General features: G+C 43.6%; 11 protein-coding genes and 6 tRNA genes. 2 read left to right on the top strand and 15 right to left on the bottom strand.

Annotated features, from left to right (window positions below):
- Positions 1 to 4 precede the first annotated feature (4 nt).
- The 4 genes from corC to miaB all read right to left on the bottom strand — a co-directional run bounded on the left by corC (position 5) and on the right by miaB (position 3,918).
- Positions 5 to 886, bottom strand: coding sequence for a CNNM family magnesium/cobalt transport protein CorC (corC, locus tag C6H66_RS15930; protein ID WP_036776710.1), 882 nt, complete (start codon positions 884 to 886; stop codon positions 5 to 7).
- A 72-nt stretch (positions 887 to 958) separates the two neighbouring features.
- A complete protein-coding gene (ybeY, locus tag C6H66_RS15935) occupies positions 959 to 1,426 on the bottom strand; it encodes an rRNA maturation RNase YbeY (RefSeq protein ID WP_105396089.1) in 468 nt (155 codons plus the stop codon).
- Positions 1,423 to 2,400, bottom strand: coding sequence for a PhoH family protein (locus C6H66_RS15940; RefSeq protein WP_181147861.1), 978 nt, complete (start codon positions 2,398 to 2,400; stop codon positions 1,423 to 1,425). Before C6H66_RS15940 ends, ybeY begins: the two co-directional genes overlap by 4 nt.
- A gap of 87 nt (positions 2,401 to 2,487) precedes the next feature.
- Positions 2,488 to 3,918 carry a tRNA (N6-isopentenyl adenosine(37)-C2)-methylthiotransferase MiaB gene (miaB, locus tag C6H66_RS15945; RefSeq protein WP_036813394.1) on the bottom strand — a complete coding sequence of 477 codons (1,431 nt, stop codon included), beginning with the start codon at positions 3,916 to 3,918 and terminating at the stop codon, positions 2,488 to 2,490.
- A gap of 198 nt (positions 3,919 to 4,116) precedes the next feature.
- On the opposite strand from miaB, the gene ubiF reads away from it, so the two are divergent.
- Positions 4,117 to 5,298 carry a 3-demethoxyubiquinol 3-hydroxylase gene (ubiF, locus tag C6H66_RS15950; protein WP_181148379.1) on the top strand — a complete coding sequence of 394 codons (1,182 nt, stop codon included), beginning with the start codon at positions 4,117 to 4,119 and terminating at the stop codon, positions 5,296 to 5,298.
- 168 nt (positions 5,299 to 5,466) lie between these two features.
- Here ubiF and C6H66_RS15955 read toward each other — a convergent pair.
- The 11 genes from C6H66_RS15955 to C6H66_RS16010 form a co-directional block, all read right to left on the bottom strand.
- Positions 5,467 to 5,541 (bottom strand) — tRNA-Gln (locus C6H66_RS15955).
- Positions 5,542 to 5,547: 6 nt separating this feature from the next.
- Positions 5,548 to 5,624: transfer RNA gene (locus tag C6H66_RS15960), tRNA-Met, on the bottom strand.
- A gap of 55 nt (positions 5,625 to 5,679) precedes the next feature.
- Positions 5,680 to 5,754: transfer RNA gene (locus C6H66_RS15965), tRNA-Gln, on the bottom strand.
- A 53-nt stretch (positions 5,755 to 5,807) separates the two neighbouring features.
- Positions 5,808 to 5,882 (bottom strand) — tRNA-Gln (locus C6H66_RS15970).
- A 28-nt stretch (positions 5,883 to 5,910) separates the two neighbouring features.
- Positions 5,911 to 5,995: transfer RNA gene (locus C6H66_RS15975), tRNA-Leu, on the bottom strand.
- A 5-nt stretch (positions 5,996 to 6,000) separates the two neighbouring features.
- Positions 6,001 to 6,077, bottom strand: a tRNA-Met gene (locus tag C6H66_RS15980).
- Positions 6,078 to 6,227: 150 nt separating this feature from the next.
- Positions 6,228 to 7,451 carry a DNA-binding transcriptional regulator NagC gene (gene nagC, locus C6H66_RS15990; RefSeq protein ID WP_046395532.1) on the bottom strand — a complete coding sequence of 408 codons (1,224 nt, stop codon included), beginning with the start codon at positions 7,449 to 7,451 and terminating at the stop codon, positions 6,228 to 6,230.
- A 15-nt stretch (positions 7,452 to 7,466) separates the two neighbouring features.
- Positions 7,467 to 8,627: an N-acetylglucosamine-6-phosphate deacetylase gene (gene nagA, locus C6H66_RS15995; RefSeq protein ID WP_046395531.1), complete on the bottom strand. Its 1,161-nt coding sequence runs from the start codon at positions 8,625 to 8,627 to the stop codon at positions 7,467 to 7,469.
- An 86-nt stretch (positions 8,628 to 8,713) separates the two neighbouring features.
- Positions 8,714 to 9,526: a glucosamine-6-phosphate deaminase gene (nagB, locus tag C6H66_RS16000; RefSeq protein ID WP_046395530.1), complete on the bottom strand. Its 813-nt coding sequence runs from the start codon at positions 9,524 to 9,526 to the stop codon at positions 8,714 to 8,716.
- 276 nt (positions 9,527 to 9,802) lie between these two features.
- A complete protein-coding gene (gene nagE / locus C6H66_RS16005) occupies positions 9,803 to 11,317 on the bottom strand; it encodes an N-acetylglucosamine-specific PTS transporter subunit IIBC (protein ID WP_046395529.1) in 1,515 nt (504 codons plus the stop codon).
- Positions 11,318 to 11,666: 349 nt separating this feature from the next.
- Positions 11,667 to 12,296: a glycosyltransferase gene (locus C6H66_RS16010; RefSeq protein WP_181150221.1), complete on the bottom strand. Its 630-nt coding sequence runs from the start codon at positions 12,294 to 12,296 to the stop codon at positions 11,667 to 11,669.
- Between the two features lie 136 nt (positions 12,297 to 12,432).
- On the opposite strand from C6H66_RS16010, the gene C6H66_RS16015 reads away from it, so the two are divergent.
- On the top strand, positions 12,433 to 12,584 hold a 152-nt coding region (locus C6H66_RS16015; protein ID WP_146111059.1), incomplete at its 3' end, for a transposase family protein.

The raw sequence follows: 12,584 nt of genomic DNA on the forward strand, positions 1-12,584 counted from the left end.
GATTTTATTCTTCTTCAAGGTTAGGTATTGGCGCATCGTCCGGTATCGTAACGTAAACTTGAATAATTCTTCGGCTATCGGCCATAGCGACTTTAAAGAGATAACCGTTGATATCAACAGATTCTCCTCTGGCTGGCAAATGACCGAATGCTTGCATAACCAGACCGCCAATAGTATCCACTTCTTCATCACTGAATTGGGTGCTAAAGGCTTCATTAAAGTCTTCAATCTGAGTTAGCGCTCGTACCGTATAGGTATGACGGCTCAAGGCACGAATATCGACATCTTCTTCTTCATCGTATTCGTCTTCAATTTCACCGACGATCAGTTCAAGAATATCTTCGATAGTGACCAGGCCCGATACACCACCAAACTCATCAATGACGATTGCCATATGATAACGTTGAGAACGGAACTCTTTCAGCATGCGGTCAACCCGTTTACTTTCAGGTACAACGACAGCCTGACGCAGAACCTTATCTATGCTGAATGGCGGCGCATCGGTACGCATAAATGGCAATAGGTCTTTTGCCATTAAAATTCCTTCAATGTGATCTTTGTCTTCACTGATCACAGGGAAGCGAGAATGAGCCGAATCGATAATTACATCCAGACATTCGTCCAGGGTTTGATTACGTTTTAAGGTAACGATTTGAGAACGGGGGATCATGATATCCCGGACACGCTGATCGGAAATATCCATTACCCCTTCGAGCATATCGCGGGTATCAGGATCAATCAGATCGTTTTGTTCAGAGTCACGGATCAGTTCCACCAGTTCATCACGGCTTTTTGGCTCACCGTGAAAAAGTTGGTTAAGAAGAAGAGTGAAAAACCCTTTCTTAGGGCCAGGGTTATCGTTACTTGAAGGATGGTCGTCGCTCATGGCGTTTTAATGAAAATTTCCCATTAAATAAGTTATTGTCGGTATTTTTTAGCATAAAAATGGTACGAATGGTTACTTTTTTTCTGCAAGGTAGGGGTCAGCATAACCTAACGCTTGCATAATTTGTGTTTCCAAAGATTCCATTTCTTCTGCTTCATCATCTTCGATATGGTCATAACCCAGCAAGTGTAGGCAGCCGTGCACAACCATATGCGCCCAATGTTCTTCTACTGTTTTTTGTTGTTCCTCCGCTTCTTTTTCAACAACCTGACGACAGATAATGAGATCGCCAAGCAGGGGTAAATCAACCTCTGGTGGTGCTTCAAATGGGAAAGATAACACATTTGTTGGCTTATCTTTACCACGGTAGGTCAGATTTAAATCGTGGCTTTCTGCCTCATCAACAATGCGGATAGTGACTTCACTTTCAGGTTGAAATTGAGGTAAAACCCCATCCAGCCAGCGCTGGAACAGGGTTTCTTCAGGAAGACCTTGTAAATGCTCACAGGCAATTTGTAAATCAAGTATGACTGAACTCATTGTGCTTCCTGCTTGCGTTGTTCACTGAGTGTCTGTTTGCGTTTTTGCTCGGTTGCTTCCCACTCTTCATAGGCAATGACAACTTTGGCAACCACTGGGTGACGGACAACATCATCACTGTGGAAAAAGTTGAAACTCAGCTCGCCGACGCCTGATAGAACTTCAATGGCATGGCGTAGGCCGGATTTCTGCCCACGAGGCAGGTCGATCTGCGTAACGTCGCCGGTAACAACCGCTTTTGAGTTGAAGCCGATACGGGTCAGAAACATCTTCATCTGCTCGATGGTCGTGTTCTGGCTCTCATCCAGAATAATAAAAGCGTCGTTTAGGGTTCGTCCACGCATATAAGCTAATGGAGCAACTTCAATAACGTTACGCTCGATCAGCTTTTCAACTTTTTCAAAACCTAGCATTTCAAACAAGGCGTCGTAGAGTGGGCGCAGGTACGGATCAACTTTTTGGCTCAGGTCGCCAGGTAGAAAACCCAATTTTTCGCCCGCTTCTACTGCCGGACGGGTTAGCAGGATACGGCGGATTTCTTGTCGTTCCAGTGCATCAACCGCAGCAGCAACGGCCAGGTAAGTTTTTCCCGTACCGGCAGGACCAATCCCAAACGTAATATCATGGCTAAGAATATTAGCAATATATTGTGCCTGATTGGGCGTGCGTGGTTTCACCATGCCGCGTTTGGTGCGAATATTAACAGCTTTACCGTATTCGGGTATGCTCTCGGCGGTTTGCTCCAGAACCCGGCTCTCGGTAATTGCCAGATGGATCTGTTCTGGTTTGATGTCAGGGATCACCCCACGGACAGGGGAAGTTTCCGCATATAAATGGCGTAGGATATTAGTGGCTGCGCTAACGCACAGCGGTTTACCCATCAGTTTAAAGCGGTTATCGCGACGGCTGATTTCAATACCTAACCGGCGTTCAAGCTGCTTCAAATTGTCATCAAACGGACCACACAGGCTCATTAGGCGCTGATTATCGGCTGGTTCGAGGAAAATTTCCTGAGTTGCTATTTGTGAATGAATTTGTTGAATCACTGATTATCTCTATATTTAGGGCTGATAAGTGCCGACCCCGATTTCATCTTCTTTACGGGTACGGGCTATAACGGACTCAGGTGATTCGTGTGTACGAAGATCCATTTGATCTTCGGTACGGATAACTTTACCGCGTAGTGAGTTGGCGTAGACATCAACAATTTCAACATCAACGAATTTGCCAATCATATCAGGCTGGCCTTCAAAGTTGACAACCCGATTGTTTTCAGTACGGCCAGAAAGTTCCATCACATTCTTACGGGAAGTTCCTTCAACCAGAATACGTTGTACACTGCCCAACATAGCACGGCTGTAGCTCATTGCTTGTTGGTTGATACGTTGTTGTAACAGGTAAAGACGCTGTTTCTTCTCTTCTTCGCTGACATCATCAGGCAGATCGGCTGCTGGCGTTCCCGGACGAGCAGAATAGATGAAGCTGTAGCTCATATCGAAATTGACATCAGCGATCAGTTTCATGGTTTTCTCGAAGTCATCTTGGGTTTCACCTGGGAATCCGATAATGAAGTCAGAGCTTATCAAGATATCAGGACGTGCTTTACGCAGTTTGCGGATAATGCTTTTATACTCAAGGGCTGTGTGGGCGCGTTTCATCAACGTTAGAATACGGTCCGAGCCACTTTGCACCGGTAGATGCAGGAAACTAACCAATTCCGGCGTGTCTTCGTAAACAGCAATAATATCGTCTGTAAACTCAATTGGGTGGCTGGTCGTAAAGCGAATACGGTCAATACCATCTATAGCCGCTACCAAACGAATTAACTCAGCGAAAGAGCAGATATCACCATCATAAGTGGCGCCACGATAAGCGTTCACGTTCTGACCGAGAAGGTTGACTTCACGTACGCCTTGCGCGGCAAGTTGCGCGATTTCAAACAGAACATCATCACATGGGCGGCTAACTTCTTCTCCGCGGGTATAAGGGACGACACAGAAAGTACAGTATTTGTTGCAGCCTTCCATAATAGAAACAAAAGCAGACGGACCTTCAGCACGTGGTTCAGGAAGACGGTCAAATTTCTCGATTTCCGGGAAGCTGATATCAACAACCGGGCTGCGGGTGCCTTTCACCTGGTTGATCATCTCAGGTAAACGGTGCAATGTTTGCGGCCCGAAAATAATATCTACACATTGAGCGCGTTGACGGATGAAATCCCCTTCCTGAGAGGCGACACAGCCACCGACTCCAATGATGATATCTGGATTAGTATCTTTTAGGTTTTTCCAGCGGCCTAATTGATGGAAAACCTTTTCCTGTGCTTTTTCGCGGATTGAACAGGTATTTAATAGCAAAATGTCTGCTTCTTCGGCGACATCGGTTAACTGATAACCGTGAGTACTTTCCAGCAGGTCGGCCATTTTAGATGAATCATATTCATTCATCTGACAGCCCCAAGTTTTAATATACAGTTTTTTTATCGTCGACATTTTCTTGTGCATCCGAGCTTTCTACCGCGCTGAAACGGGTTATTACACGGCAAAAGCAATTGTGTATTAGGCATAAAGTTGTCGGGTATTGTAGTCATTTGCAGGAGCAGTGACCAGACTGTTAAACAGGATATTCTCTACCGGAGAATTAAAAATTCGGTACACTGTACTAATCAATGGGTTAATAGCATGACTGAGATGAATAATTCACAACAGATTTTTGATGTAGTGGTGGTTGGTGCTGGCATGATCGGCGCTGCAACAGCATTGGGGCTGGCACAGGAGGGTTGGACAGTTGCTTTATTGGATCATCAACCACCACAATCTTATGATGCACAGAGTCATCCTGATGTACGTGTATCAGCAATCAGTTGTGCTTCTGTCGATTTGTTCAAACAACTTGGCGCATGGGATACGGTATTGCAGATGCGTAGTGCGCCGTATCGTACATTAGAGACCTGGGAACAGAATGATTCTAATTTGGTGTTTGATGCACAAAGCCTAGGGTTGCCTGAGTTGGGCTATATGGTTGAAAACCATATCTTGCAACTGGCTTTGTGGCAACAGTTTGAAAAATATCCCAATTTGACTTTGCTATGCCCGGCAGTATTGCAATCAATGCAGTGGCAGAAAGTGGGGTGGTTAGTGACTCTGGCTGACGGAACAGAAATGACGGCTCGCTTAATTGTCGGGGCTGATGGTGCTCGTTCTCAGGTTCGGCAAATGGCGGGAATTGGCAGCCGTGGCTGGCAGTACAGACAGTCTTGTATGTTGATCACGGTAAAAACAGAACAGCCACAACAGGATATTACCTGGCAGCAGTTTTTTCCTTCTGGCCCGAGAGCGTTTCTTCCACTGTTTGATCAATGGGCTTCGCTGGTGTGGTACGACAAACCGGCACGCATACGACAATTACAGGCAATGTCGATGGCTCAACTTGAGCAGGAAATTTTTCAGGCATTTCCTGTGCGGTTAGGTAAAGTGACTCCCGTTGCCGCCGGTTCATTTCCTTTGGCTCGTCATCATGCTAACAGTTATGTACGTGAAGGATTAGTATTGTTGGGTGATGCAGCTCATACCATTAATCCTCTGGCCGGGCAGGGAGTAAATCTTGGTTATCGGGATGTGAATACTCTGCTTGATGTTTTGGTGAAGGCGAAAGAATTAACAGAGCAGTGGGATTCATTGGAAGTGTTGATGCGTTATCAGCGTCGTAGAATGCCGGATAACCTGATGATGCAAGCTGGAATGGATCTATTTTACACCGTGTTCAGTAATGAGCAGCCAGGGCTGAAAGTTGTTCGTAATCTGGCGCTAATGGCAGCTCAACGGGCTGGTGTAATGAAAAAAACGGTGCTTAAGTATGCGTTAGGATTGTAACCGTATAGATTGGTAGTGAAGATCACAAGCACGTCGTAAATTTGTTTATGGCGTGGATAATTTACTTTTCTTCTATATATGCAATAAATATATGCACTTACGAGCGGAGAAAAGCAGAAGGGACTTGGAAAGCGAAAACCCGCTTGTTGTAAGCGGGCTTCCTGAATATGGCTGGGGTACCAGGATTCGAACCTGGGAATGCCGGAATCAGAATCCGGTGCCTTACCGCTTGGCGATACCCCAATAAAATGGTGGCTACGACGGGAATCGAACCTGTGACCCCAGCATTATGAGTGCTGTGCTCTAACCAGCTGAGCTACGTAGCCTTATTTTTGATGCGAGAAATTTACTACAAAATATCAGTGAGCGACATCCAGTTAATGGCTGGGGTACCAGGATTCGAACCTGGGGATGCCAGGATCAAAACCTGGTGCCTTACCGCTTGGCGATACCCCAACTGAAAGTATTCACATGCACAACATGTTGTCAGAATTGTGTTATCAGGATTATGGCTGGGGTACCAGGATTCGAACCTGGGAATGCCAGGATCAAAACCTGGTGCCTTACCGCTTGGCGATACCCCATCTGAATAACGACAACTCGATGAATGAATGGTGCGGGAGGCGAGACTTGAACTCGCACACCTTGCGGCGCCAGAACCTAAATCTGGTGCGTCTACCAATTTCGCCACTCCCGCAAAGATGGTGGCTACGACGGGAATCGAACCTGTGACCCCAGCATTATGAGTGCTGTGCTCTAACCAGCTGAGCTACGTAGCCATCTTTTTGCATTACCTTCATCGGCGTTGCGGGGCGCATTATGCGTATATCAGCTAAATGCGTCAACTGCTTTTTTCTCGAAATCTGCTTAAAGTCGCTTGTTTGATTGGCATATAAGCATTTTGCTGTCAAAAGCAACAAAAAATAACATTACCCTTCGAGTAAGTGTTGTAACAGAACACCATTAAGCATAGCACGTTTAGTCAGAGCGAAGGCGCCAATAGCAGAACAGTGGACTAATTCAGAAACCACGATTGGCAGATCTTGACGAAATTCTTTCAAAACCTGAGAGTTGATACAACTTTGAATAGCGGGTAAGAGCACTTTTTGAGCTTCAGTAATTTCTCCCGCCAGAACAACCTTCTGTGGGTTAAATAAATTAATCGCGATAGAGATGGCTTTGCCGAGGTAATGGCCGACATTTTTTATCACTTCAGAAGCTAATGGATCATTTTGATTAGCGGCTTGGCAGATAGCTCTGATATTGCAATTATTCAATGTTAGCTGGCTTGGGAAACCTTGCTTTAATTGATGCTGAACTCGCGCTTCTATCGCTGAGTTAGCGGCGATAGTTTCCAGGCAGCCAAAATTGCCGCAGTGACAGCGTTCACCGAGTGGATCAATTTGAATATGGCCAATTTCACCTAAGTTTCCTCTATTATTGAGAAGTATCTGGTTATTGATAATCACCCCGGCGCCGGTGCCTCGATGGATACGTACCAATATTGAATCTTCACAATCACGGGTGGCGCCGAAATAGTGTTCAGCCAATGCCAAACTGCGAATATCATGACCAACAAAACAGGTAATGTTGAAATGCTTTTTCAAATTATCGACCAGAGTCCAGTGAGTCACTTTAATATGAGGCATATATCGGACGATGCCGGTATCTGGGTCAACTAATCCGGGGAGGATAACTGAAATGGCGATGAGTTCGCGTATCCTTCGTTGATTTTGTTGAATAAAGTTTTCTATTGCGTTGATGAGCCGGTCTTCAACTTTTTGCTGAGTTGCTTCAGGCAGTGGATAATGTTCTTCAACCAAGGCCCAGCCACTCATATCATAAAGGGCAAGAGTAGCATCATGGCGACCAAGGCGGACACCGATAGTATGGAAGTGACGATTTTCAGTAACGATGGAAATGGCGCGGCGGCCTCCGGTAGAGGCTTGTTGATCGACTTCTTTAATCAAGCCCCGTTCGAGTAGCTGACGAGTAATTTTAGTCACACTGGCCGGCGCAAGTTGACTTTGTTCAGCAATTTGAATGCGAGAGATTGGCCCTTGTTGATCAATCAGCCGATATACCACGGCTCCGTTAAGTTGCTTTACAAGGTCAATATTACCAATTTGTTTTTGTGTGTTGTTATAACTCATCAGCTATTTAGTCCGTCAAAGTTCAGTTTCTTTTCCGTTAACGATGGTCTTGCAGATTTTAAAGTCGTGACTGAAAACAACGAGGTTAGCGATTTTACCGGTTTCAACGGCGCCAAGATATTTATCAACGCCAATTGCGCGAGCAGGGTAGAGAGTTGCCATCCTCAGTGCTTCATCTAGTGCAATACCAACATGTTCAACGCTATTTTTAACGGCATCTATCATAGTGAGAGAAGAGCCACTTAGAACGCCGTTTTGATCAACACATAATCCGTTGCGATAGTATATGGTCTTACCTGCGAAGGTGAAATGCTCCATTTTACAGGAGGCAGGATCGAGTCCGGCTGGGGCCGTCGCATCTGTTACTAAAATTAACTTATCGTTTTTCAAACGCTTGGTATTACGAATATTTGGCCATGAAACGTGCAAACCATCAGCGATGATTCCAGCATAAATTTCAGGTGTATCAAAGATAGCGCCAATCAAACCGGGTTGGCGGCCTGAAATAGCCGGCATGGCATTATAAAGATGGGTTGAGATAGTAATTCCGTTTTGGAATCCCTGTCGGGCTTCTTCATAACTGGCATTTGAATGGCCGGCAGAAACAACAATACCGGCCTCTACCAACTGCTGAATATATTTTTGTTCGACCATTTCCGGTGCGAGGGTCAACTTAGTGATGACATCAGCGTTATCGCACAGGAAATTTATCATTTCAGATGTAGGCTTACGGATAAGCTCTGGATTATGAGTGCCTTTCTTTACCGGATTGAGATAAGGACCTTCCAGATGCAGGCCCAAAGCCTGATGCTGATGATGCTTAAGATAAGTGCGCATGACTTCAACAGAGGCCATCATCAATTCGTCTGTGCTGGTAATCAGAGTTGGTAAGTAACTGGTACAGCCGGAGCGTTCATTGGTTCTTTGCATGATATCCAGTGTTTTTTCTGAAATATTTTCCAACTGATCGTTGAACTGAACACCACCACAGCCGTTAACTTGCAGATCAATAAAACCGGGGGAAAGAATTGCGCCATTTAGATCACGTTTTTCAATCTGTTCGGGTAACGCTAGTGTTAGGCAAATGCGTTTAATTAAGCCGTCTGCAATGATAACGGCATGCTCATCTAGTCTGTTGTGACCGGTATATATAATGCAGTTGGTTAAAGCATACATCTTAGCCTCCTATGGGATCGGGAGATGATGATTGAAGATAATAACGGTAATCAGCCTGCGAGAGAGGCGTCAGGCTGTGTAGATTTTTAATTTTTGCTGGCGAATTCGCCGATAATATCTGTTTCCAGTTGGTGGAAATATTTGACTGTTTTTACCTTCAATTCCATTGTTGCCGGTTCGTCACAAACAATGATGGATTTAGGATGCATTTGCAGACAGCTTATCGTCCACATATGGTTGACATTGCCTTCAATTGCCGCCTGAATGGCTTGAGCCTTATTGAGACCTGTTGCAAGGATCATAATTTCTTCTGCATCCATTAGCGTGCCTACGCCGACGGTCAGGGCGTATTTAGGCACCTGATTAATATCATTATCGAAGAAGCGGGAGTTAGCTGTGCGGGTTTCTACGGTAAGTGTTTTAATGCGTGTACGGGAAGTCAGAGATGATGCCGGTTCATTGAAGGCAATATGACCGTCGTTACCGACACCTCCCATAAATAGATGTATTTGACCGTAAGATTTAATTTTGTCTTCATAACGTTGACATTCCGCTTCGACATCAGAGGCATTACCATTGAGCAGATTGATGTTTTCTTTTGGAATATCAATGTGATCAAAGAAATTCTGGTGCATAAATCTATGGTAGCTTTGTGGATGATTCTCGGCGATACCGACATATTCGTCCATATTGAATGTCACAATATGTTTAAAACTGACTTTCCCTGCTTTATGCAGAACAATTAACTCTTTATAAGTTGCCAGTGGTGTACTGCCGGTTGGCAACCCCAAAATAAAAGGGTGCTCGGCGGTGGGGTTAAATGCATTGATTTTGCTAACGATATAGTGTGCGGACCATTTACCAACGTCACTTGCATTCGTTAGGGGGATCAGCCTCATAAGTGCCTCTTAAAACAAGAAATTATAGCGGTTGGATAAATTAACTGATTAACTAATCTTCTTATCGTGCGAATACTAAATCATTTGTATGAGCAGAGATATGCTGTACCTCAAAGATATTTTTTATCTTAAAATAAGATGTAAAGAATAGCCAGGGAATTAATAGAAAAAGTTATGAATTTTACGGTTTTTGTCACTTATTAAGTCATCTTATTTCGCAAGGAAAATAAAAGGGAACGAGAGATGAGTTCCCTTTTAAATTCAAGGTGTTTTTAGCTATGACCTTTTGTGTGGTCTATCTGAATGTAGTTGAGTGCGTATCTGCCCGGCAATGCTTTCTGCCTGGGGACCTAATACAACTTGAACGCTCTGTTTACCTATTTTCAGGACGCCTTTTGCACCTAATTGTTTTAACCGGTGTTCATCCAATTGAGTGTTGTCTCCAACGGTTAAGCGAAGGCGGGTAATGCAGGCGTCTACCGTATGAATATTTTGTGCGCCACCAAGAGCGGTAATGTAATGTTGGATTGTTTCGTTATCTTGGGCGGCAGAGATCGCTTGAGTTGTCTCTCCAATTTCACGGCCTGGGGTACGTAAGTTGAAAATACGAATCATGAGGGTGAAACAAACAAAATACAGCACAAAGAACAAGGCGATTAATGGGATTAACAACCACGGCTTGGTTGCCAGACCCCAGCTCAATACAAGGTCAATTAATCCGGCGGAGAATCCAAAACCATGCAGAATACCCAATGAATTGACGATAACCATGCTAACACCAGCCAATATTGCATGCAGAACATATAAAGCTGGCGCCAGGAATAAGAATGAGAATTCTATTGGTTCAGTTATACCGGTTAAGAATGCTGTCAACGCAACGGATAATAACATCCCGCCAATCTGAGGACGACGTTCCTTTGGCGCTGCTAAATACATTGCCAGCGCCGCGCCGGGCAAACCGCCCATGAAGATGGGATAAGCCCAGGCCATGTAAACTCCGGCATGTGGATCACCGGCAAAGAAACGGTTCAGGTCGCCGCGGCTCATATCGGTGGCGATTTGGGTAATGGTTGAGCCATCAATGCCTGGAACCGCTGCGCCAATGGTCAGAGAACGGACAACATCCGGCGCCAGGCAGATATTATGTACAGAGCTGGCTAAATCATAAGTAATTTTCAGACAGTCACCCAGACTAAACCAGAAAACAGAGTGCAGAATATAGTGCAAACCAAATGGAATGAGAGAGCGGTTAAGTACACCATAAGTAAACCATCCGACCATGCCGCTCTTTGATACTAACAGGCTGAAAGAATCAATACCGTGCTGGACATACGGCCAGACATAGCCACATATCCATGCAATGAACAGACAAATAATGCCTGTCATGATAGGGACTAATCGCTTGCCTGCGAAGAAAGCAAGAAACTCTGGCAAGCGTGTATCTGAAAAACGGTTATAACAATGACCGGCGACAATACCCGCGATAATACCGGCGAAAAAAGACATATTGATAGTCGAGTCTATGACTGACGTGGCTTTAGTGAGTACTAAAAAGCCAACTACACCTGCCAGTGCGGCAGCGCCAGCATTATCTTTTGCTAAGCCCACTGCGATACCTAATGCAAATAACAGTGGGAGGTTTTCGAAAATACCACCGCCAGCGCTGGCGATGAAAGGAATATTAAATACGTCGGGTTGGCCGAAACGTAGCAAAAGCGCGGCTACGGGAAGTGTAGCAATGGGAAGCATCAATGCTTTTCCCAATCGCTGCAAGTAGTTGAATATACCCATAATGCTTACCTTTAGTTGTAGGATGTTTTATTGAAAAAATAGCTCGCTATGAACAACAGCAATACAACTTATTTTTAGTTGAAAAATAATAAAAAGCTACACATAAATGAGTAATTGTGATCACTGTAGCGATATTGTTTAAAATTGCATAAATTAAGTCATGTGTAGTAAACGGATGCAGATTTTCAATTGAATTAACATAGTGATTTATTTGATTTTTAGCTATCGAAATAGATTGAGTGACATAAAACTTGATAATGAAAAACGGATAAATTAATAAGAGTCTTAGGAATGGGCATCTGTATGTGCCCATTGATTTAGTGGATAGTCTAAGTGTTATGATTAGACATTAAGAGACAGAGTTTTGGTTTGATATATAACTTATTGAGATTTCTTCCCATGCTTTTTCCATACTATCTTCGAAGTATGCTTTTGAAATTAAAGAGCTTATGTATTGTAACTGTTGACTAGTGGTAAATAGATTTTTTTCGTATATTGATATTATCTTCTCAGTAAGAGAATCTATATTATATGTAAATTTATACTCTGAAGAAAAATAAGAAGCTGCTTCAATTAAATTTAAATTGGGTAAGATTGTGAATACACCATTTAATGCCGCCTCTAATGGTGTAATGCCAAGAGTTTCATAGCGTGATGTGCATACAAAAATAGATTTGTTTTTTATGCTATTGAAAACGCTGAATAACTCTTTTTGGGATAACTTATGTGATATAAAAAACTGTGACTGATATCTGGGGGGAACCATAGATATCAATTTATTCCTTCTGGTATTTTTGCTCTCTTCATCACCTGCAATGAAAACTTTAACGGGAATACCTTTACCCAGTAAATCAACTGCTGAATTGATTAATAGTTCTATATTTTTAAAATAATCTAATCTGGCTGCCGCAGTAAACAATAATAATTCATTTTTATTAATTTTAATAAAATTATTAATATATTTATTTTCTATGTTCAATTCAGTATTTTCTTCAAAGAAAATAGGTGGGCTAACAGGGCAAGATCACGAATGTTTTTTAGCCAAAAATAAAATAGGTTGCTTCAAATAAAGCACTGTGATCTTATACTCTCTTTTGAGAGTGAAAACCTATATCATGTGCCTTGAGAACTTTACCCTTCATTTTTCGGCAATCCAAGACCCTCGCCAGAGTGCGAAAGTCACCTATCCTTTATTTGACATCCTGTTTTCGTCACTGTGTGCCGTGATTGCGGGCGCAGAAGGCTGGAGTGATATTCAGGAGTATAC

Source organism: Photorhabdus hindustanensis, assembly GCF_002968995.1.
GTDB lineage: Bacteria > Pseudomonadota > Gammaproteobacteria > Enterobacterales > Enterobacteriaceae > Photorhabdus > Photorhabdus akhurstii.

Excerpts from the sequence above, each read along its gene's own strand:
- nagE (WP_046395529.1), bottom strand. The coding sequence starts at position 11,317 with ATGGGTATATTCAACTACTTGCAGCGATTGGGAAAAGCATTGATGCTT.
- nagA (WP_046395531.1), bottom strand. The coding sequence starts at position 8,627 with ATGTATGCTTTAACCAACTGCATTATATATACCGGTCACAACAGACTA.
- nagB (WP_046395530.1), bottom strand. The coding sequence starts at position 9,526 with ATGAGGCTGATCCCCCTAACGAATGCAAGTGACGTTGGTAAATGGTCC.
- ybeY (WP_105396089.1), bottom strand. The coding sequence starts at position 1,426 with ATGAGTTCAGTCATACTTGATTTACAAATTGCCTGTGAGCATTTACAA.
- miaB (WP_036813394.1), bottom strand. The coding sequence starts at position 3,918 with ATGTCGACGATAAAAAAACTGTATATTAAAACTTGGGGCTGTCAGATG.
- corC (WP_036776710.1), bottom strand. The coding sequence starts at position 886 with ATGAGCGACGACCATCCTTCAAGTAACGATAACCCTGGCCCTAAGAAA.
- C6H66_RS15940 (WP_181147861.1), bottom strand. The coding sequence starts at position 2,400 with ATGAGCCTGTGTGGTCCGTTTGATGACAATTTGAAGCAGCTTGAACGC.
- nagC (WP_046395532.1), bottom strand. The coding sequence starts at position 7,451 with ATGAGTTATAACAACACACAAAAACAAATTGGTAATATTGACCTTGTA.
- ubiF (WP_181148379.1), top strand. The coding sequence starts at position 4,117 with ATGAATAATTCACAACAGATTTTTGATGTAGTGGTGGTTGGTGCTGGC.